At 73.1% G+C, this 18971-nt stretch carries 18 protein-coding genes; 7 read left to right on the top strand and 11 right to left on the bottom strand.

Annotated features, from left to right (window positions below; genetic code table 11):
• Positions 1 to 114: 114 nt before the first annotated feature.
• The 3 genes from HDR73_RS04550 to HDR73_RS04540 all read right to left on the bottom strand — a co-directional run bounded on the left by HDR73_RS04550 (position 115) and on the right by HDR73_RS04540 (position 4208).
• Positions 115 to 1923, bottom strand: coding sequence for a DEAD/DEAH box helicase (locus HDR73_RS04550; protein WP_012299276.1), 1809 nt, complete (start codon positions 1921 to 1923; stop codon positions 115 to 117).
• Positions 1924 to 2122: 199 nt separating this feature from the next.
• A complete protein-coding gene (locus HDR73_RS04545; RefSeq protein ID WP_012299277.1) occupies positions 2123 to 3304 on the bottom strand; it encodes an acyl-CoA dehydrogenase family protein in 1182 nt (393 codons plus the stop codon).
• A 52-nt stretch (positions 3305 to 3356) separates the two neighbouring features.
• Positions 3357 to 4208, bottom strand: a complete 852-nt coding sequence (locus HDR73_RS04540) for a VOC family protein (protein ID WP_012299278.1) — start codon at positions 4206 to 4208, stop codon at positions 3357 to 3359.
• A gap of 124 nt (positions 4209 to 4332) precedes the next feature.
• Here HDR73_RS04540 and HDR73_RS04535 point away from each other — a divergent pair, with 124 nt between their 5' ends.
• Positions 4333 to 5124, top strand: a complete 792-nt coding sequence (locus HDR73_RS04535; RefSeq protein ID WP_012299279.1) for an SGNH/GDSL hydrolase family protein — start codon at positions 4333 to 4335, stop codon at positions 5122 to 5124.
• A 16-nt stretch (positions 5125 to 5140) separates the two neighbouring features.
• Here the strand turns inward: HDR73_RS04535 and HDR73_RS04530 are convergent, their stop codons facing one another.
• Positions 5141 to 6355 carry a D-alanyl-D-alanine carboxypeptidase family protein gene (locus HDR73_RS04530; RefSeq protein ID WP_012299280.1) on the bottom strand — a complete coding sequence of 405 codons (1215 nt, stop codon included), beginning with the start codon at positions 6353 to 6355 and terminating at the stop codon, positions 5141 to 5143.
• A complete protein-coding gene (locus HDR73_RS04525) occupies positions 6352 to 7161 on the bottom strand; it encodes a TrmH family RNA methyltransferase (RefSeq protein ID WP_041464599.1) in 810 nt (269 codons plus the stop codon). The genes HDR73_RS04530 and HDR73_RS04525 overlap by 4 nt, the downstream gene beginning before the upstream one ends.
• Positions 7162 to 7317: 156 nt before the next feature.
• Between HDR73_RS04525 and HDR73_RS04520 the strand changes: the two genes are divergently transcribed.
• The gene (locus HDR73_RS04520; protein ID WP_012299282.1) at positions 7318 to 8172 is read left to right on the top strand and encodes a Sir2 family NAD-dependent protein deacetylase; all 855 of its coding nucleotides are present in this window, start codon (positions 7318 to 7320) and stop codon (positions 8170 to 8172) included.
• Positions 8169 to 8795 carry a histidine phosphatase family protein gene (locus HDR73_RS04515; protein ID WP_012299283.1) on the top strand — a complete coding sequence of 209 codons (627 nt, stop codon included), beginning with the start codon at positions 8169 to 8171 and terminating at the stop codon, positions 8793 to 8795. The genes HDR73_RS04520 and HDR73_RS04515 overlap by 4 nt, the downstream gene beginning before the upstream one ends.
• A 63-nt stretch (positions 8796 to 8858) precedes the next feature.
• Here the strand turns inward: HDR73_RS04515 and HDR73_RS04510 are convergent, their stop codons facing one another.
• Both HDR73_RS04510 and HDR73_RS04505 read right to left on the bottom strand, forming a co-directional pair.
• Positions 8859 to 9953 (bottom strand): glycosyltransferase family 4 protein, encoded by a 1095-nt coding sequence (locus HDR73_RS04510; RefSeq protein ID WP_012299284.1) that lies wholly within the window; start codon positions 9951 to 9953, stop codon positions 8859 to 8861.
• Positions 9950 to 10846 carry an alpha/beta fold hydrolase gene (locus tag HDR73_RS04505; RefSeq protein WP_012299285.1) on the bottom strand — a complete coding sequence of 299 codons (897 nt, stop codon included), beginning with the start codon at positions 10844 to 10846 and terminating at the stop codon, positions 9950 to 9952. Before HDR73_RS04505 ends, HDR73_RS04510 begins: the two co-directional genes overlap by 4 nt.
• A 132-nt stretch (positions 10847 to 10978) precedes the next feature.
• On the opposite strand from HDR73_RS04505, the gene treS reads away from it, so the two are divergent.
• A complete protein-coding gene (gene treS, locus HDR73_RS04500) occupies positions 10979 to 12712 on the top strand; it encodes a maltose alpha-D-glucosyltransferase (protein WP_408912493.1) in 1734 nt (577 codons plus the stop codon).
• Between the two features lie 10 nt (positions 12713 to 12722).
• Positions 12723 to 13424 carry a 3'-5' exonuclease gene (locus tag HDR73_RS04495; protein WP_012299287.1) on the top strand — a complete coding sequence of 234 codons (702 nt, stop codon included), beginning with the start codon at positions 12723 to 12725 and terminating at the stop codon, positions 13422 to 13424.
• Between the two features lie 107 nt (positions 13425 to 13531).
• Here the strand turns inward: HDR73_RS04495 and HDR73_RS04490 are convergent, their stop codons facing one another.
• The 3 genes from HDR73_RS04490 to glgA all read right to left on the bottom strand — a co-directional run bounded on the left by HDR73_RS04490 (position 13532) and on the right by glgA (position 15979).
• Positions 13532 to 13789, bottom strand: coding sequence for a type B 50S ribosomal protein L31 (locus tag HDR73_RS04490; protein WP_012299288.1), 258 nt, complete (start codon positions 13787 to 13789; stop codon positions 13532 to 13534).
• A gap of 129 nt (positions 13790 to 13918) precedes the next feature.
• Positions 13919 to 14707 (bottom strand): ABC transporter ATP-binding protein, encoded by a 789-nt coding sequence (locus HDR73_RS04485; RefSeq protein ID WP_041464601.1) that lies wholly within the window; start codon positions 14705 to 14707, stop codon positions 13919 to 13921.
• An 87-nt stretch (positions 14708 to 14794) separates the two neighbouring features.
• The gene (gene glgA, locus HDR73_RS04480; RefSeq protein WP_012299290.1) at positions 14795 to 15979 is read right to left on the bottom strand and encodes a glycogen synthase; all 1185 of its coding nucleotides are present in this window, start codon (positions 15977 to 15979) and stop codon (positions 14795 to 14797) included.
• A 46-nt stretch (positions 15980 to 16025) separates the two neighbouring features.
• Here glgA and HDR73_RS04475 point away from each other — a divergent pair, with 46 nt between their 5' ends.
• Positions 16026 to 17267: a glucose-1-phosphate adenylyltransferase gene (locus tag HDR73_RS04475; RefSeq protein ID WP_287136272.1), complete on the top strand. Its 1242-nt coding sequence runs from the start codon at positions 16026 to 16028 to the stop codon at positions 17265 to 17267.
• Positions 17264 to 17962, top strand: coding sequence for a phosphoserine phosphatase SerB (gene serB, locus HDR73_RS04470; RefSeq protein WP_012299292.1), 699 nt, complete (start codon positions 17264 to 17266; stop codon positions 17960 to 17962). Before HDR73_RS04475 ends, serB begins: the two co-directional genes overlap by 4 nt.
• Before the next feature lie 44 nt (positions 17963 to 18006).
• Here the strand turns inward: serB and HDR73_RS04465 are convergent, their stop codons facing one another.
• Positions 18007 to 18963, bottom strand: coding sequence for a phosphotransferase enzyme family protein (locus tag HDR73_RS04465; protein WP_012299293.1), 957 nt, complete (start codon positions 18961 to 18963; stop codon positions 18007 to 18009).
• Positions 18964 to 18971: the final 8 nt, after the last annotated feature.

Below are 18971 nucleotides of genomic sequence, written 5' to 3'. Positions count from 1 at the left end.
GCATTACCGTGGGACATCGAGGCCTCCTGGCGATGGTTGAACTGAACAGCTCCATCAAGCCAGGAGGCCTCTTCACACGCCCCGAAGTGTCACCAACGTCACGGCCGAGTACAGCTAGCTGCGCATCCACTTCCGGAGCTGGTCGATGCGCTGCTGCAGCTGCGTCACGCTGCACTGGCCGACCGCGGGTCCGCCGCACACGCGACGGAGCTCGGCGTGCACGAGGCCGTGCGGCTCGCCGTGCAGCTTCGCGCGCATGCCGACGAGGCTGTTGAGGAGCTGGCGCTGCTCCTTGAGCGTGCGGTACAGCGGGATGTCGTCGGGGTCCTTCGGCGCGCCGCTCTCGGCCTGCTTCCGCTCGCGCTCGCTCGCGTGCCTCGACTGGCGGTGCTGCCGCTGGGCGAGGAGCTCGCGCACCTGCTCGGGCTCGAGGATGCCGGGGAGCCCGATGAACTCCTCCTCCTCGAGGCTGCCGACGTCGGCCATCTGCCCGAACTCGGCGCCGTCGAAGAGCACCTTGTCGAACGTGGCCTCAGACCCCATGGCCTCGAACGAGAACTCGCTCAGCAGGGAGTCGGATCCCTTCTCGCTGCGGTTCGCCTCGCCCATCATGGCGTCCTCGGGGTTGTAGAGGTCGCCCTCCTTCGAGGAGTCGCGGTCGAGCGCGTGGTCCCGCTGGCGCTCCAGCTCGTTGGCGAGCACGAGGAGGTTGGGGACGCTCGGCAGGAAGATCGACGCCGTCTCGCCGCGGCGCCTGGCCCGGACGAAGCGCCCGACGGCCTGCGCGAAGAACAGCGGCGTGGACGCGCTGGTGGCGTAGACGCCCACGGCGAGCCGCGGCACGTCGACGCCCTCGGAGACCATGCGCACCGCGACCATCCAGCGCGAGGTGCTCGCGGAGAAGCGGTCGATGTTGGCGCTCGCCTCGACGTCGTCGGAGAGCACGAGGGTGACGGGCTGCCCGCTGATCCGCTGCAGGATCGCCGCGTAGGCCCGCGCGGTCGTGTGGTCGGTCGCGATGACCAGGCCGCCGGCGTCGGGGATCGACTGCCGCACCTCGCTGAGGCGCCGGTCGGCGGCGGCGAGCACCTGCGGGATCCACTCGCCGTCGGGGGCGAGCGCCGTGCGCCACGCCTGCGACGTGATGTCCTTGGTGTTCCCCTCGGCGAGCTGCGCCTCCATCTCGTCGCCCATCTTGTTGCGCCAGCGCATGCTGCCGGCGTAGGCGAGGAAGATGACGGGCCGCACAACGCCGTCGGCCAGCGCGCGTGAGTAGCCGTAGTCGTAGTCGGTCTGCGAGAGGCGGACGCCGCGGTGGTCGCGGAGGTAGCTGACGAACGGGATGGGCGCGGTGTCGGAGCGGAACGGCGTCCCGGTGAGCGAGAGGCGTCGGGTCGCGCGCTCGAAGGCCTCGCGGATGGCGTCGCCCCAGCTGAGCGCGTCGCCACCGTGGTGGACCTCGTCGAGGATCACGAGGGTGCGGCTCGACTCGGTCATCGTCTTGTGCAGGTAGGGGTTCGCCGCGACCTGCGCGTACGTGACGGCGGCCCCGTGGTAGTGCCGGCCGAGCGCGCCGGAGGAGTTGCTGTACATGGGATCGAGGCGGACGCCCGCGCGCGCGGCCGCGTCGGCCCACTGCTTCTTGAGGTGCTCGGTGGGGGCGACCACGGCGATCCGGTCGACGGTCTTGCGGTGCAGCAGCTCGGACGCGAGACGGAGCGCGAACGTGGTCTTGCCGGCGCCCGGCGTCGCGTTGGCGAGGAAGTCCCGCGGCTCCTTCTCGAAGTACGCGGTGAGCGCCTCCTCCTGCCAGGCCCGCAGCTTGCTGACGGTGCCCCAGGCGGCGCGCTCCGGGAAGGCCGGCGAGAGGTGCTCGGCCGCGGCGGATCCGACGTGCGGTGGAGGGGTCGGGAGGGTGCTCACTCGACCTCACGATACCCGCACCCGGGGACGCTCCCGTCGATCGCCGGGGCGCGCGAGCTGCTCGCGGCGGGCGGATCCGTGTCGCATGCGGCCTCGCGTCGGCGGCGCGCGACCCGGGCGGATCCGGGCCTCCGCGACGGGCCGGGCGCGTCGCCGCGCACGGCGCCGCATCAGCTCCCACCGTCCGTCCGGCAGGCGCTCAGGACGTGCGCGGGACCGGTCCGAGCAGCGTGGTCGCGATGGTCTCCGCGGTCTGCCGGTCGCTCGAGGGGTGGAAGCCGCCGGCGAGCACGTCCCGGTACAGGCGGCCGAGCTCGTCGCCCGTTTGGAAGGATCCGCCGCCCGCGACCGCGACCGCGCGCTGCACGACCTCGGCCGCCGTGCGGGTCGCCCGGACCTTGGCGCCGACGAGGAGGGACGCCCAGCGGTCGCCGTGGTCGACGCCGCGGTCGACGTCGGCGGCGAGCGCCGTGAGCTGCGGGAGGAGCGCGTCCTGCGCGAGGGCCGCCTCCGCGACGAGGTGCCGGATCCCGGGGTCGGCCGCGAGCGTCGCGCCGCCGGCCGCGCGCGAGGTGCGGCGGAGCGCGGACTCCACGGCGAGGTCGAGCGCGCGCTGCCCGATCCCCGCGTACACGGCGGCGATGAGCAGCTCGAACGCCTGCAGCACGGCGAGGACGAACGGGTCGTCGCGACGGCCGTGCTCGCGGCGGCGGACCACGTCGGCGGGCCTCGCGCGCACGTCCCGCAGGATCACCGTGTGGCTCTGGGTCGCCCGCATGCCGAGCGTGTCCCAGTCGGGCACGATCTCGAGGCCGGCGGCGTCGCGCGGCACGAAGGCGTGCACGAGGAGGGGCCGCTCCGGATCCGTGCCGTCGCGTCCGAAGAGACCGAGCCTCGTCCAGGCGGGCGCCATGCTGGAGGAGACCTTGGTGCCCGTGAACCGGTACCCGCCGTCCGCGTCGGGCTCGGCCCGCGTGAGCGCGTCGGCGAGCGCCTGGTCGTTGCCGGGCTCGCTGATCGCGAAGGCCAGCAGCTCGCCGCGGCCGGCGTCCTCGAGGACGCCGCGGAGCGAGTCGTCGCCGCGGTCGGCCAGGATCCGGGCGGCGGCGGTCCAGACGAGGTGCATCCCGACGCCGAGCGCCGTGGCGGGCGCGGCCTGGGCGAGGAGGTGCTGCGCGCGCACGGCGTCGGCGAGGGATGCGCCCGACCCGCCGAGCGCGCGCGGCACGAGGAGCCGGAGGTGGCCGGCGTCCCGCAGCTCGTCGAGGTCCTCCGCGAAGAACGCGTTGCGGGCGTCGTAGCCGGCAGCCCGTGCGCGGATCCGGTCGAGGAGCGCGTCGTCGAGGTGCGCGAGCGGGTCGGCCGGGGCGTCGGGCGTCATGCGCCCAGTCTCCCCCGCCGGTCCGCCGGTCCGCCCCGCCGACGACCGGCGCTCAGGAGGCGGACAGCACCAGGGCGTTGCCCCACGGGTCCTCGAAGGCGAGCGCACGGCCGTCGTCGCGCGTGGCGACGCCCGCCGACCGGAGGCGCGCGTCCACCGCCTCGACCTCGTCGCGCGTCGGCACCTCGATGCGCACCGTGCCGAGGCCGAGCGTCGCGGGCCGTCGCCCGGCGCCCCGGCTGTTCCAGGTGTTCATCGCCATGTGATGGTGGTACCCGCCCGCGGAGACGAAGATCGCGGATCCGTGCCAGCCGGCCACGAGCTCGAAGCCCAGGGTGTCGACGTAGAACGCGGACGCCGTCTCCGTGTCGCCCACCTGCAGGTGCACGTGGCCGATCCCCGCCGCGTCGGACGCGGCGTCGTCGACCGGCGCGAGCTCGTCGCGGAGGAACGCGTTCGGGTCGAGCCGCAGGCTGTCCATGACGACGTGGCCGTCCTGCCACGTCCACTCGTCGCGGGGACGGTCGGTGTAGAGCTCGACGCCGTTGCCCTCGGGGTCGGTGAAGTAGAAGGCGCGGCTGACGAGGTGGTCGGCGCTGCCGGTGTAGGTGCCGGGCGCACGCCGGGCGACCGAGGCGACGGAGCGGGCGAGCGCGGCGGGCTCGTCGAAGAGCACGGCGGTGTGGAAGAGGCCCGCGTTCCCCGGGCTCGGGAGGTCGTGGCCGCGCGCGGGCTCGAGGACGACGGCGGGGACGCCACCGCGTCCGAGCGTCGTGGACTCGGCACCCTCGTCGAGCTGCTCGAGCCCGACGGCGTCGCGGTAGTAGGCGGTCATGCGGTCGAGGTCGCCGACCAGCAGGGTCACGGGGCCCATGGTCGTGGCGGCGGAGAGCAGGTCGGGCATGGGTCCTCGTTCGTCGGGTCGTTCACGGGCTTGTTGAACTCTCAACCATTGTGCACGGACGGGCATTCCCGGTGGCGTCCGGACGCCTTCCTATGATGGGAAGGCCCTACCCGGAAGGATCCACATGACCGAGCCCCACCCCTGGCGCCGCTACGTCGCCCTCGGCGACTCCTTCACGGAGGGCATCGGCGATCCCGAGCCGGGGAGCCCCGGCGGGCACCGGGGCTGGGCCGACCGCGTGGCCGAGGTGCTGGCCGAGCAGGTCGAGGGGTTCGCCTACGCGAACCTCGCCATCCGCGGGCGGCTGCTCGGGCAGATCGCCGACGAGCAGGTCGAGCCGGCGCTCGCGCTGCACCCCGACCTCGTCTCGCTCTCGGCGGGCGGCAACGACATCCTCCGGCCCGGCGCAGACCCCGACCGCCTCGCGGAGCGCCTCGACGGCATGGTCGCCCGGCTCTCCTCCGAGGGCGCGACCGTGGTGCTGTTCACCGGCACCGACGTGAGGTTCTCCCCCGTCTTCGGCCGACTGCGCGGCAAGGTCGCGATCTACAACGAGGACATCCGCGCGGTCGCCGCCCGGCACGACTGCATCGTGGCCGACCAGTGGGCGCTCACCGAGATCCAGGATCCGCGCATGTGGGACGTCGACCGGCTGCACCTCGCGCCGCTCGGCCACCACACCGTGGCGCGCATGGTGCTGCAGGCGCTCGCCGTGGAGAACGACCTGGAGCCCTTGAAGCCCGAGCCGCTGCCGCAGCGCATCTGGAGCCAGGCGCGCGCCGGCGACATCGACTGGGCGCGCTCGTACTTCGTGCCGTGGGTGCTGCGGCGCCTCCGCCACCAATCCTCGGGCGACGGACGCACGGCCAAGCGGCCGGACGCGTCGCCGTGGACGCGCGTCGACGCCGGGAGCTGAGCGCCCGCCAGATCCGTCAGCCGAGCAGCTCGCCCGGGTTGCCCAGGCGCCACCAGCCGTCGGGGCCCGGGATCGCGCGGTCGAGCGCCAGCGGCACCCGCACCGTCTGCTGCCCGGCCGTGACCGTGGCCGTGCCGACCGCGGTGCCGGCGGGGGCCTCCCCGGATCCGGATGCCTCGACCGTCGTCGTCACGGGCGTGTCGCCCCACACGAGCAGCGACTCGTCCTCGCCGGCGACGGCCTGGGCGGTCGCGCCCCATGCGGTCGTGTAGTCGGCGAACGGCTCCCCCGCCGTGGCCACCTGCACGACGTGCAGGTTCGCCGTGACCGTCGGCAGCAGCGCCGTCACCTGCCTGGCGAGCTCCGCGTGGTCCCGCGCGCCGAGGGTCACGCCCACCAGGGTCACGTCCCGGTCGCCGACCTTCGTGTCCACCGCCCAGAGCAGGCACTTGCCCGCCTGCTCGAGCGTGCCGGTCTTGATGCCGCGGAACCCGGGGACGTCCGCGAGCATGTTGCGGTTCTCCACGGTCCCCACCCCCGCCACGTCGGCGCTGCGCTGGTCGACGATGCCCGAGAGCACCGGGTCGGCGAGCACCATCTCGCCGATGCGGACGAGGTCGGCCGTCGTGCTCACGGTCTCGGGCGAGAGGCCCATCGCGTCCGCGACGTGCGTGCCTGTGAGGCCCTGGTCGGCGAGCCAGGCGTTCGCGGCCGCGACGAAGGCGTCGTTCGAGCCGTACGCCCAGACCCCGAGCGCCGCCGCGTAGTTGTTGGCGCTCGCGAGCAGGGCGCCCTCCAGGAGGTCCCGCTGCGAGAGGCTCGTGCCCGGCACGGCGGGCTCGACGATCCCGTCCTGCTTGAGGATCTCGCCGCGGAGCGCCTCGTCCTCGGCGGTGAAGGTGACCTGCGGCCCGTCCTCGCCGGGCGCGAGCGGCTTCGCCTCCAGCACGACGAGGGCCGTCACGGTCTTGGTGATGCTCGCCATCGGCCGGGACACGGGCGCGGCCTCGTTCGTCGCGAGGACGCCGTCGAACCCGATGGCGCCGACGGCGGAGACGCCATCGGCCGGCCAGCTCTCGGGCGTGGGGACGTTGACGACGGGCGACGGGGCGTCGACCTGGGCGACCGCGGCGGGCGGATCCGCCGTGAGGGTGACGGGGACGTACACACCCGCGGAGACGATGAGCGCCGCGGCGACGCCGGCCAGGGTGACGCGGCGGACGCGGCTCACGCGGGGACCCGCAGCGCGTAGAGCGCGACGGCGCTCGCCGCGGCCACGTTGAGCGAGTCGACGCCGTGCAGCATGGGGATCACGACGGTCGAGTCCGCGTGGCGGAGCGCGTGGCGGCTGAGGCCGTCGCCCTCGGTGCCGAGCACGAGCGCGATCCGCTCGGGCGCATCCGCCGCGAAGGCGTCGAGGGTGACCGCATCGTCCTCCAGGGCGAGCGCGGCGAGGTGGAAGCCGGCCTCGTGCAGGAGCGGCGCCGCCTCCGACCACTCGGGCAGACGGGTCCACGGCACCTGCAGCACGGTGCCCATGCTGACGCGCACGCTCCGCCGGTAGAGCGGGTCGGCGCAGCGCGGGGTGATCAGCACGGCGTCGGCGCCGATGCCCGCCACCGCGCGGAAGATCGCGCCGACGTTCGTGTGGTCGACGATGTCCTCCAGCACGACCACCCGGCGCGCGTCCCGCAGGACGTCGGCGACCGCGGGCAGCGGCGGACGGTGCATGGCCGCGAGCGCTCCGCGGTGCAGGTTGTAGCCGGTGAGCCGCTCGAGCACGGCGGCCGCGCCGACGAAGACGGGCACGTCGGGGAAGCCCTCGAGGAGCGGCGCGACGTCGTCGAGCCACTGCTCCTGCACGAGCACCGAGCGCGGCACGTGCCCCGCGGCGAGCGCGCGGCCCATGACCTTGGTCGACTCGGCGATGTAGAGGCCGCCCGCGGGCTCGCTCACACGACGGAGGGCCACGTCGGTGAGCCGCGAGTAGTCCTCGAGGCCCGGAGAGGAGAGGTCCTCGATGCGGTGGATGTGCACGCCGGTCCTTCCTCCGTCCGCCCCGTCGCGGGTGCGGAGCCTCATCGCGCGGTGCCGTCGCGGGGATGCGCTGTCTAGACTCGACAGGACAATGATGCCCTGCCCCGTCGCCGCCCGCCGACATGGCACGGCGCCAGCTCGGCACCGGGAGGCCCCATGAGCACCGCTCTCCGTGACGATCCCCGACCCCCCGCGGGGTCGACGATCGTCGAGGCGGTCGAGCTGATGCGCGGCCGCCGCACCGCCGTCCTCACGGGCGCCGGCCTCAGCACCGACTCGGGCATCCCCGACTACCGCGGCGAGGGCGCCCCGAAGCGCAACCCCATGACCTTCCAGCAGTTCCGCAGCGAGGGCGACGACTTCCGCCGCCGCTACTGGGCGGGCGGGCACCTCGGCTGGAAGGCCTTCAGCTCGGCCCGGCCCAACGACGGGCACGCGGCGCTCGCCGACCTCGAGGCCGCCGGCGTCGTGGGCGGTCTCGTCACGCAGAACGTGGACGGCCTGCACGAGCGCGCCGGATCCCGGCGGGTGGTCGACCTGCACGGCTCGCTCGACCGGGTCCTCTGCCTCGACTGCGGCCAGGCCTACGCGCGCTCCGCGATCGCCGACCGCATCAGCGCCGAGAACCCGTGGCTCGACCAGCCCGACGCGGTCGAGCTCAACCCGGACGGCGACGCGCAGGTGCACGACGTCGACCGGTTCCGCATCCCCGTCTGCAGCGTCTGCGGCGGCATGCTCAAGCCCGACGTGGTCTTCTTCGGCGAGCTCGTGCCCACCGAGCGGTTCCGCGAGGCGAGCGCCATCGTCTCGGACGCGGACGTGCTCCTCATCGCCGGGTCGTCCCTCGCGGTCAACTCCGGCATCCGCCTGCTGGAGATCGCGCGGAGGAGCCGCATGCCGATCGTGATCCTCAACCGCGGCACCACCAAGGGCGACACCCGGGCCACGGTGCGGCTCGAGGGCGGCACGAGCGAGATCCTCCGCACCATCGCGACGGAGCTCGCGTCGTGACGCGCATCGTGCTCGTCCGCCACGGCCGCACCGCGTGGAACGTGGAGCGGCGCGTGCAGGGATCCAGCGACATCCCGCTCGACGACACCGGCCGCGCGCAGGCCGCGACCGCGGGCGCGCTGCTCGCGGAGGGCGGCGCGGGATGGGATGCGGTGCACGCGAGCCCGCTGAGCCGCGCCTTCGAGACCGCGTCGATCATCGCGGAGCACCTCGCCCTCGGCGGTGCGCCCACGACGGGTCCGCTGCCGGAGCCTGCGCTGGCCGAGCGCCGCTACGGCCTCGCGGAGGGCCTGACCCACACGGAGATCGAGGCGCGCTTCCCGGACGGCGACGTGCCCGGCCGCGAGACCGTGGAGTCCGTCACCGAGCGCGCGGGAGCAGCGCTCCTCCGCCTCGCCGAGCGGCACCCCGGCGGGTCGATCATCGCCGTGTCGCACGGCGGCGTCATCGCGGCGCTCGCCCGCAGCCTCGACGCGTCGCTCGTCGGCCGCCCGGGTCCCATGATCGAGAACGGCTCGACGCACACGTTCGGCGTGGTCGACGGCGAGCTGTCGCTGCTGCGCTTCGGCGGCATCGCGGACCTCGGGTCGATCGCCGACCTCGACCCGGCCCGCCGGGCCTGAGACCGAGCCTCGGCCGGGGCCGCGGCCGCTCCCCCGGCCGGGCGGACGGTGTCCCCGCCGGGCTCAGGCCCCGCGACGCCCCGTGCGGGCGACCTGCTCGAGGAGGTCGCCGAGCGCCTCGGCCGACCGGTCCCAGTCGTACTCGACGGCGCGGGCGATGCACGCCGCCGACCGCCGCCGCCACTCCTGCGGGTCCTCCAGCGCGCGCACGGCCGCGGCGAACCCCTCGGCGTCGTCCGGGTCCACGTACACGGCCGCGTCGCCGCCGATCTCGCGGAAGATCGGGATGTCGCTGACCACCACGGGGAGGCCGACGCTCATCGCCTCGATCACGGGGATCCCGAAGCCCTCGTCGCGCGACGCGGTTAGGAGCGCCATCGCGCGGCGGAGGGTGGACGCGTACTCGGCGTCGCTCGCCCCGTCGCGGAACACGAGCCGCGCCCCGTCCGCGATCGCCTCCAGGCGCTCGCGCTCGGCGGGCCCGATGCGGCTCATGAGGTGCAGCTCGTGGTCGGGCAGGTCGTCGGCCGCGCGCACGAGGGTCTCGACGTTCTTGTACGGCATGTACGAGCCCATGTAGACGAGGGTCCGCTCGGCGGGCGCGTCGCGCGGACCGTCCGGGCGACCGTCGGGCGCCGCCGCGAGCTCCGCCGCGTTCGGCACGACGACCACGGGCCGCGTGGTCAGCCGGTGCGCGCGGATCAGGCCGCGCGTCGTCTCGCTCACGGTCACGATCGCGTCGGCCCGGTCGAGCAGCAGCCGCTGCGGCCACCACGCGAGGTGGAACGCCCGCCAGATCGCGCGCACGGGCGCGGGCAGGTCGCGCGGCGGACGCCGGTGCCGGTAGTAGATGAGGTCGTGCAGCGTGAGCACGAGCGGGTAGGTGCGCCCCCGCGAGCCCATGGTCTGCATGGGGCTGTAGACGACGTCGGGCCGCATGCGCGAGACGCGTCGCGCGACCCAGGGCTCGCGGGGCCCGGTCGGCGAGCTGACCAGCTGCCACGGCAGGTCCGGCAGGAGCGCGAGCTGGCGGTGGTCGCTGATGAGCATGGTCACGTCGAAGCGCGAGCCCAGCCGGGCGACCAGCTCGGCGCCGTAGCGGCTGATCCCGTCGTGCCGGCCGATGCGGGTGTACCGGCAGTCGAACACGAGCCTCACGACGCGCTCCCCTCGTCCAGGAACCGGCGGATGGCAGCGGCCGCCTCCCGGGGCGTCTCGTAGTGGATGAGGTGCCCGACCCGCGGGATCACCTCGAGCCGCGCGTCCGCGAAGAGCCTCTGCAGCCGGTGCTGCGCGGCGACGGGAGTGATGTCGTCGCGCTCGGCCGCCACGAGCAGCACGGGGACGGCGACGCGCGGCGCGTACGTGCTGGCATCCGACGACACCGACGCGCGGAACGCCTCGAGCACGACGCGGCGGTCGCTGAAGGCGCTGAAGAACCGGTCGTGCTGGTCGTTGATCCACCGGCGGAGCGACCGGTCGTGCGTCTTCGCCATCGCCTCGCTCATCACGCGCACGATGGCGCGGTTGCGCAGCAGGCCGAAGCCCGCGCGCTCGGGCAGCACGGCGGCGGCGCGGTAGTAGAGCACGGCGAGCCGGGTCAGGATCCCCCGCGGCCCCTCGAGCGCGGGCGCCGCGATGGGGTTCACGAGGATCGCGCGCGGGCTCGGCAGGCCGTCCGCGAGCGACGCCGCGACCACGATCGACCCGAACGAGTGGCCGAGCACGGTGGCGTCCCCCGTGCCGGTCGCGTCGACGAACGCGCGCAGCCACGCGGAGTAGCCGGGGATGTCGTGCCGGGCGTCGACGAGCGGCGTCGAGTCCCCGAAGCCGGGCAGGTCGGGCGAGAGGATCCGCACGCCCGGCAGCTGCGCCACGACCGGCTCCAGCCCGTGGTGGTCCCCGCGGAACCCGTGCACGACGACGAGCGTCTGCGCGGCGTCGGCCGGCCCGTACTCCCACCAGGCGGTGCGGCTCCCGAGGAGGTCGAGGGTTCGGCGGACCACGGGGATGCGGTCGAGCTGGGCGGCGTAGGGCGAGGGGACGGTCATCGGGGACGAGTCTACGAGCGGGGGCCGCCGGCGCCCCCGGGCGCGCCGGGCTCCGCCCGCCCGGCCTCCCGCGCCTACGCCTAGAGTTGCGAGCGAGCATCCCCGCCCCGAGTCGACGCCCCCGTCGGGCCCATGAGGAGAACAGTGAGCTTCACCGCCCCCATCACCCTGCCCGGCCTCACCCTCGACAAGCAGTGGTACAAGCGCTCGGTCTTCTACGAGGTGATGATCCGCTCGTTCGTCGACTCGAACGGCGACGGCACGGGCGACATCCAGGGCCTCATCTCGAAGCTCGACTACCTGCAGTGGCTCGGCATCGACGGCCTGTGGCTCCCGCCCTTCTTCCAGTCGCCCCTCCGCGACGGCGGTTACGACATCAGCGACTACATGGCCGTGCTCCCCGAGTTCGGCACCCTCGACGACTTCAAGGAGCTCGTCACCAAGTCGCACGAGCGCAACATGCGCATCGTCATCGACCTCGTGATGAACCACACCTCCGACCAGCACGAGTGGTTCCAGCAGTCCCGGTCCGACCCGGAGGGCCCCTACGGCGACTTCTACGTCTGGAGCGACACCGACGAGAAGTACGAGGACATCCGCGTCATCTTCGTCGACACCGAGGAGTCCAACTGGACCTTCGACCCGGTGCGCCGCCAGTTCTTCTTCCACCGATTCTTCTCGCACCAGCCCGACCTTAACTTCGACAACCCGAAGGTGCACGAGGCGATCTACGGGGTCATCCGCCACTGGCTCGACATGGGCGTCGACGGCCTGCGCCTCGACGCGATCCCCTACCTCTACGAGACCGAGGAGGGCAACGGCGAGGGCGAGCCCGCCACGCACGAGTTCCTCAAGCGCCTGCGCGCGATGGTCGACGAGGAGTACCCGGGCCGCATCCTCATCGCCGAGGCCAACCAATGGCCCCGCGAGGTCTCCGCGTTCCTCGGCACCGAGGAGGAGCCCGAGTGCCACATGGCGTTCGACTTCCCGATCATGCCGCGCATCTTCTACTCCCTCCGCTCGCAGACCGCGGACGAGCTGAAGCGGATCATGGGCGAGACGTTCGATATCCCGGAGGGCGCCGCATGGGGCGTCTTCCTCCGCAACCACGACGAGCTCACGCTCGAGATGGTGAGCGAGGAGTACCGCCAGGCGATGTACGGCTGGTACGCCTACGACCCGCGGATGCGCGTCAACATCGGCATCCGGCGCCGCCTGGCCCCGCTCCTCGACAACTCGCGCGCCGAGCTCGAGCTCGTGCACGCGCTCCTGTTCTCCCTGCCCGGCAGCCCGTTCCTCTACTACGGCGACGAGATCGGCATGGGCGACAACATCTGGCTGCCGGACCGCGACGCCTCGCGCACGCCCATGCAGTGGACCCCCGACCGCAACGCCGGGTTCTCGACCGCCGACCCGGGCAAGCTCTACCTCCCCGTCGTGCAGTCGCTCGTCTACAACTACGCGCAGATCAACGTGGAGTCGCAGCTGGCGCAGTCGCGCTCGCTGCTGCACTGGGTGCGGAACGTGATCCACGTCCGCAAGGCCCACCCGGTCTTCGGCCAGGGCACCATCACGGTCCTGCCGACCGACCACGAGAGCGTCCTCGCCTTCGTGCGCTCCTACGAGGGCAGCGGCACGCACTTCGGCGACCGCGCGGAGGACGTGCTGTGCGTGTTCTCGTTCGCGCACAACCCGGTCTCGGTCACGATCGACGCGTCCGACTTCGCGGGATCCCAGCTGTACGACCTCTTCGGCGGCGGCGTCTTCCCGACGGTCGGCAACGACGGACGCCTCACGCTGACGCTCGCGACGCAGAGCTTCTACTGGCTGCACATGGGTGCGCCCACCATCGGCGGTCGCCCGTAGCATCTACAGGATGAGCTCCCGCTGGCACGACACCCTGGCCTCGTTCGACCTCGAGACGACGGGGGTGGACGTCGAGACCGCGCGCATCGTCACGGCGTGCATCGTCGTGCTCGACGCACAGGGCGAGGTCGTCGAGCGGCACGACTGGCTCGCGGATCCCGGCGTCGAGATCCCCGCGGGCGCAGCGGCCATCCACGGCGTCACGACGGAGCGCGCCCGGGCCGAGGGTCGCGACGCCGGCGCGGTCGTCCTCGAGATCGTCACCACCATCCGCGAGATGTTCGCGCGCGGTCTCGCGCTCGTCGTCTACAACGCGCCCTACGACCTCACGCTCCTCAACCGCGAGGCCGTGCGCCACGGGGTCGAGCCGCTGCGCGACACCGGCCCCGTCATCGACCCGCTCGTCATCGACAAGGCCGTGGACACCTACCGCCGCGGCAAGCGCACCCTGTCCGTCGCCGCCGAGCACTACGGCGTCCGGCTCGACGACGCGCACGACGCGGGCGCGGACGCCATCGCGGCCGGCCGGGTCGCCCAGGCCATCGCGGGGCGCTACGCCGACCAGCTCGACATCCCCGTCCTCGACCTGCACGACCGCCAGGTCGACTGGTCGCGCGTGCAGGCGGAGAGCTTCCAGGACTACATGCGGCGCACGCGGGATCCCGCCTTCACGACCTCCGGCGCCTGGCCCGAGCGGCACGTCGGCGCCTAGGACTGGTCCCCCCGGGCGATGCTACCGACGCGAGCGCGGCGCCCCGGGACGACGAAGGGCGCCCGGCCTGACCCGGGCGCCCTTCGTCGTGCTGCAGCGAGAGGCTGCTACTTCTTGGTGCCGAAGCCCGCGTAGCGCGAGTTGAACTTCTCGACGCGGCCCGCGGAGTCCATGATGCGCTGCTTGCCCGTGTAGAACGGGTGCGACTCGCTCGAGATCTCGACGTCGATGACGGCGTACTCGTTGCCGTCCTCCCAGACGATGGTCTTGGAGCTGCTCACGGTGGAGCGCGTGAGGAAGGTCGCGCCGGAGGCGAGGTCGCGGAAGACGACGGGGGCGTACTTGGGGTGGATATCGGTCTTCATCGGGGTGTCCTTCGTCGTTTCTGGTGTCTGCGTGGGAAGCGTGGGTGCCCGGGATGTTCACCGGACCAGTGGACGAGTCTACCAGACGGGTGCCAGGATCGGGTCGGCGCGCCGGGAGCGGCGCGCGGATCAGCGGCGGCTGGCGCGGGCGGTGAAGCGCCCGTCGACCTGCATGACCTCGAGGTCGAGGCCGAAGGTGCGGCCGAGGTTCTCGGCCGTCACCACATCCCCGAGCGGACCGGACGCGACGACCGCGCCGTCGCGCAGGAGGAGGCCGTGCGTGAAGCCACGCGGGATCTCCTCCACGTGGTGCGTGACCATGACGATGCCGGGAGCCTCGGGGGCCGACGCGTAGCCGCCGAGCAGCTGCAGCAGCTCCTCGCGCGCGCCGAGGTCGAGGCTCGCGGCCGGCTCGTCGAGGAGCAGCAGCTCGGGGTCGGTCATGATCGAGCGCGCGATCTGCACGCGCTTCTGCTCGCCGTCGCTCAGCGTGCCGAAGCGGCGCTGCTCGAGGTGGCCGAGGCGCCACTCGGCGAGGACGCGCTGGGCGCGACGCACGTCGATGTCCTCGTAGTCCTCGTTCCAGCGGCCGGTGACCGAGTACGCCGCGGTGAGCACCACGTCGAGCACGGTCTCGTCGGCGGGGATGCGGCGGGCCATCGCGGTGGACGCGAAGCCGATGCGCGAGCGCAGCTCGAACACGTCGACGCGGCCGAGCTCGTGGTCGAGCACCGTCGCGGTGCCGGAGGACGGGTGCTGCATGGCGGAGGCGATCTGCAGGAGGCTCGTCTTGCCCGCGCCGTTCGGGCCGAGGACGACCCAGCGCTCGTCGCCGTCCACCGTCCAGTCCACCTGGTCGAGGATGGTCGTCCCGTTCCGGACGAAGGACACTCCGGACAGGGAGAGGACGTGGCTCATGCGCACGAGTCTACCGGCCCGGACCCCTGGCACCGCCCGGCGGTGGGATGCGCCGGGCGGACCGGACGGCGGCCCGGAGCCGGGCGATCAGCGCAGGATCGACGCGTAGATCGCCTCGGTCTGGCGGGCGATGCGGTCCCACCCGAACTCCCGCTCGGCGCGCACGAGCCCCGCCTCGCCCATGCGCATCGCGGTCCCCGGGTCCTGAACCACCTCGGTGAGGGTCGCGGCGAGGTCGCGGACGAAGCGCTCGGGGTCGGTGGGCGTGCCCGTGCCATCGGTCGCCTGGTCGATGGGGACGAGGCGGCCGGTGACGCCGTCGTCGACGACCTCCGGGATCCCGCCCGTCGCGGTGCCGACGACGGGAGCGCCGCAGGCCATGGCCTCGAGGTTCACGATGCCGAGCGGCTCGTATACCGACGGGCAGACGAAGACAGTGGCGGCGGTGAGCACGGCGGACAGCTCGCGTCGCGGCAGGAGGCGGTCGATCCACACCACGCCGGAGCGCCCCTCCTGCAGGCCGCGGACGAGGGCCGTGACCTCCTCCATGATCTGCGGGGTGTCGGGCGCACCCGCGCACAGCACCATCTGCACGTCTGCGGGAAGCAGCGCGGCCGCACGCAGCAGGTAGGGCAGGCCCTTCTGGCGGGTGATCCGGCCGACGAACACGACCGAGGGCCGCGACGGGTCGATGCCGAGCGAGCGCACGAGCTCGTCGTCGTGCACGGGCTTCCACGACTCGAGGTCGATGCCGTTGTAGACCGTGTGCACCCGGGCCTCGTCGAGGGCCGGGTAGGAGCGGAGGATGTCGCGCTTCATGCCGTCGCTCACGGCGATGACGGCGTCCGCCGCCTCGTACGCGGTGCGCTCGATCCAGCTGGAGACGCGGTAGCCGCCGCCCAGCTGCTCGGCCTTCCAGGGGCGCAGCGGCTCGAGGCTGTGCGCGGTGACGACGTGCGGAATCCCGTGCAGCATCGACGCGACGTGGCCCGCGTGGTTCGCGTACCAGGTGTGCGAGTGGACGACGTCGGCGCCCGCGACGTCGCTCGCGATGGCGAGGTCGACGGCCATCGTCTGCAGCGTCGCGTTGGCGCCCGCGAGCTCCGCCGGGACGGGGTAGGAGAAGACGCCGGGCTCCTCGCGGGGCGCCCCGAACGCGCGGACGACGACCTCGGTCCGCTGCCGCATGGCCTTGACGAGCTCCGTGACATGGACGCCGGCACCCCCGTAGACCTCGGGCGGATACTCCTTGGTGATCACGTCTGCTCGCATTGGTCGAACGCTAGTACATGCCCCGACGTGCATCTACGCTGGAGCAATGGCATCGAAGAAGATCTTTGGAATCGTGCTCGCCGGCGGCGAGGGCAAGCGGCTCATGCCCCTCACCGCGGACCGAGCGAAGCCCGCCGTCCCGTTCGGCGGGCAGTACCGGCTCATCGACTTCGCGCTCTCCAACCTCATCAACTCGGGGCTCACGCAGATCGTCGTGCTGACGCAGTACAAGTCGCACTCGCTCGACCGCCACGTGTCGCAGACCTGGCGCCTCAACCAGATGCTCAACTCCTACATCGCCTCGGTGCCCGCGCAGCAGCGCCTCGGCAAGCGGTGGTTCAGCGGCTCGGCCGACGCGATCCTCCAGAGCCTCAACCTCATCAACGACGAGAAGCCCGACATCGTCGTCGTGGTCGGCGCCGACCACGTCTACCGCATGGACTTCAGCCAGATGATCGACGCGCACATCGCATCCGGCCACGGCGCCACGGTCGCGGCCATCCGCCAGCCCATCGAGCTGGCGGACCAGTTCGGCGTCATCGACGTGGATCCCGCGAACCCGTACCAGATCCGCGCCTTCCTCGAGAAGCCGAAGGACCCGCAGGGCCTCGACGACTCCCCCGGCGAGGTGCTGGCCTCCATGGGCAACTACGTCTTCGACACGGACCAGCTCATCGACGCCGTCCGCCGCGACGGCGAGAACGCGGAGTCGGCGCACGACATGGGCGGCGACATCGTCCCGTGGTTCGTCGAGCAGGGCAACGCCGGCGTCTACGACCTCAACCGCAACGAGGTGCCGGGCGCCAACGACCGCGACCGGTACTACTGGCGCGACGTCGGCACCATCGAGTCGTTCTTCGACGCGCACCAGGACCTCATCTCGGCCCTGCCCGTGTTCAACCTCTACAACAAGGACTGGCCGATCTTCAGCCAGCAGCTCAACAGCCCTCCCGCGAAGTTCGTCCGCGACGCGCAGGGCAACACGGGCACGATGATCGACTCCATCACCTCGCTCGGCGGCGTCATCAGCGGCGCCCACGTCGAGCGCAGCGTGCTCGGCCCGTGGGTCATCGCGGAGTCGGGCGCCCGCATCGTCGACTCGATCGTGTTCGACAAGGTCCACATCGGGGCGGGTGCGGTGATCAGCCGCGCGATCCTCGACAAGGACGTCGAGGTCGAGCCCGGCGCCATGGTCGGGGTCGACCACGACCGCGACCGCGCCCGTGGCTACACCGTGACCGACGGCGGCATCACCGTCGTGGGCAAGGGCGTGCGCGTCACCCCGTGAGCGCCCCCAGCACGCTGACGACGACCACCACGCCGGCGCCGCTCGTCGCCCGCGCCCTCCCGCGCATGCTCGTGGTGCTCGACGTGGACTCGACCCTGATCGAGGACGAGGCGATCGAGCTGCTCGCCGCCGAGGCGGGCTCGCTCGAGGAGGTCGCCGCCGTCACCGAGCGGGCGATGCGCGGAGAGCTCGACTTCGCGGAGAGCCTGCGCTCGCGGGTCGCGACGCTGGCCGGCCTGCCGGTCTCGGTGCACGCGCAGGTCGGGGCGCGGATCCGGGTCACGCCCGGCGCCGCGCGCATGATCCAGGGGCTGCACGAGGCCGGCCACGTCGTCGCCGTCGTGTCGGGCGGCTTCCACGAGCTGCTGGATCCGCTGGCCGAGCGCCTCGGGCTCGACCTCTGGCGCGCCAACCGGCTGGAGACGACCGAGGGGCGCCTCACCGGACGCGTCTCGGGACCGGTCATCGACGCCGACGCGAAGCGCGCTGCCGTCGAGGAGTGGAGCCGCGACCTCGGGATCCCGCTGGCCCGCGTCGTGGCGGTCGGCGACGGTGCCAACGACCTCGAGATGATGCACGTCGCCGGCCTCGCGGTCGCGTTCGACGCGAAGCCCGCCGTCCGCCGGCGCGCCGACGTGTGCATCGACCGCCGGGACCTAGCGCAGGTGCTGGCGCTCCTCGGCCTGCCGCGCTGACGCGACCCGACCCGACGCGCCGCGATCCGACGCGCCCCCGCCCCTCAGCCCGCGACGACCGCCCGGGCGATCGCCGTGAGCTGCGCGATGTTCGCGGGCATCCGCCCCCGCTCCGACGGCAGGCTCGCGAGGTGCGTCACGTTGTCGAGGTACGCCAGGAAGATGAACGCGCCGAAGCGCTCGTCCGGGACGCCCGTGCTGCCGCCCGCCGCCGTGTAGGCGCGGTGGAACTGCGCACGCTGGCGGGGAGCGAGGTACATGATCGCCGCGGCGACGTCGAGCCCGGCGGGGCCGAGGCCGCAGCGGTCGAAGTCGATGACGGACACCCCGTCCGGCCCCTGGATGAGGTTGCCGGGGTGGTAGTCGCCGTGCACCATGATCGGCGGCCCGGCCTCCGCCAGCGTGGCGCGGAGCTGCTCGATCGCGCCGCCCAGCGCGTCGGCGGTGGAGCCGTCCGCCATGATGCCCGGGTAGCCCTCGACGAGGCGCTCCAGGCGGGTGGTCGCGTAGTCCGCGTCGTAGCGGCGGCGCTGTCCGGCCAGGGCGACGGCCGCCGGATCCGCACCCGCCGCGTGCAGGGCGGCGAGCGTCTCGGCGAACGGCCCCGCGTCCGCCGAGGCCGGGAGGCTGCTCAGCATCTCGCCGTCGTGCCACGTGAGCAGGCTCGCGAGGCGCCGCTCCACGCGCCCGCCCGACGCGCCGACCACCGCGCGGCGGAGCCCGACCTCGTCGTCGTCGGGCACGGCGACCTCGACGGTCGCCGTCCAGGAGCCGTCGCGCGTGCGCTGCGGACCGGGCACCGACGGCCAGCCCCGCGACGCGAGCACGTCGAGCCAGTCGAGCTCCAGGTCGATCTCGTGCTGCTTGCGGCGGGCGACGTGCAGGCGCAGCAGGTAGCGGGATCCGCCGTCGACGTCGACCCGGTACGCGTGGTTGTGCGTGGCCCCCAGCTCGGTGAGCGCGGCGGGACCGAGGTCCCAGGCCGCCAGGAGTTCGGTCACGGCGCTCT

The organism is Clavibacter sp. (assembly GCF_014802555.1).
In the GTDB taxonomy this organism is placed as follows: Bacteria; Actinomycetota; Actinomycetes; order Actinomycetales; family Microbacteriaceae; genus Clavibacter; species Clavibacter sepedonicus.
This window is presented reverse-complemented; position numbering and strand designations above follow the sequence as displayed.

Coding starts and splice junctions, on each gene's coding strand:
- HDR73_RS04545 (WP_012299277.1), bottom strand. CDS start 3,304: ATGACGCCCGACGCCCCGGCCGACCCGCTCGCGCACCTCGACGACGCG.
- HDR73_RS04540 (WP_012299278.1), bottom strand. CDS start 4,208: ATGCCCGACCTGCTCTCCGCCGCCACGACCATGGGCCCCGTGACCCTG.
- HDR73_RS04535 (WP_012299279.1), top strand. CDS start 4,333: ATGACCGAGCCCCACCCCTGGCGCCGCTACGTCGCCCTCGGCGACTCC.
- HDR73_RS04520 (WP_012299282.1), top strand. CDS start 7,318: ATGAGCACCGCTCTCCGTGACGATCCCCGACCCCCCGCGGGGTCGACG.
- HDR73_RS04505 (WP_012299285.1), bottom strand. CDS start 10,846: ATGACCGTCCCCTCGCCCTACGCCGCCCAGCTCGACCGCATCCCCGTG.
- treS (WP_408912493.1), top strand. CDS start 10,979: ATGAGGAGAACAGTGAGCTTCACCGCCCCCATCACCCTGCCCGGCCTC.
- HDR73_RS04495 (WP_012299287.1), top strand. CDS start 12,723: ATGAGCTCCCGCTGGCACGACACCCTGGCCTCGTTCGACCTCGAGACG.
- HDR73_RS04490 (WP_012299288.1), bottom strand. CDS start 13,789: ATGAAGACCGATATCCACCCCAAGTACGCCCCCGTCGTCTTCCGCGAC.
- HDR73_RS04485 (WP_041464601.1), bottom strand. CDS start 14,707: ATGAGCCACGTCCTCTCCCTGTCCGGAGTGTCCTTCGTCCGGAACGGG.
- glgA (WP_012299290.1), bottom strand. CDS start 15,979: ATGCGAGCAGACGTGATCACCAAGGAGTATCCGCCCGAGGTCTACGGG.
- HDR73_RS04475 (WP_287136272.1), top strand. CDS start 16,026: ATGGCATCGAAGAAGATCTTTGGAATCGTGCTCGCCGGCGGCGAGGGC.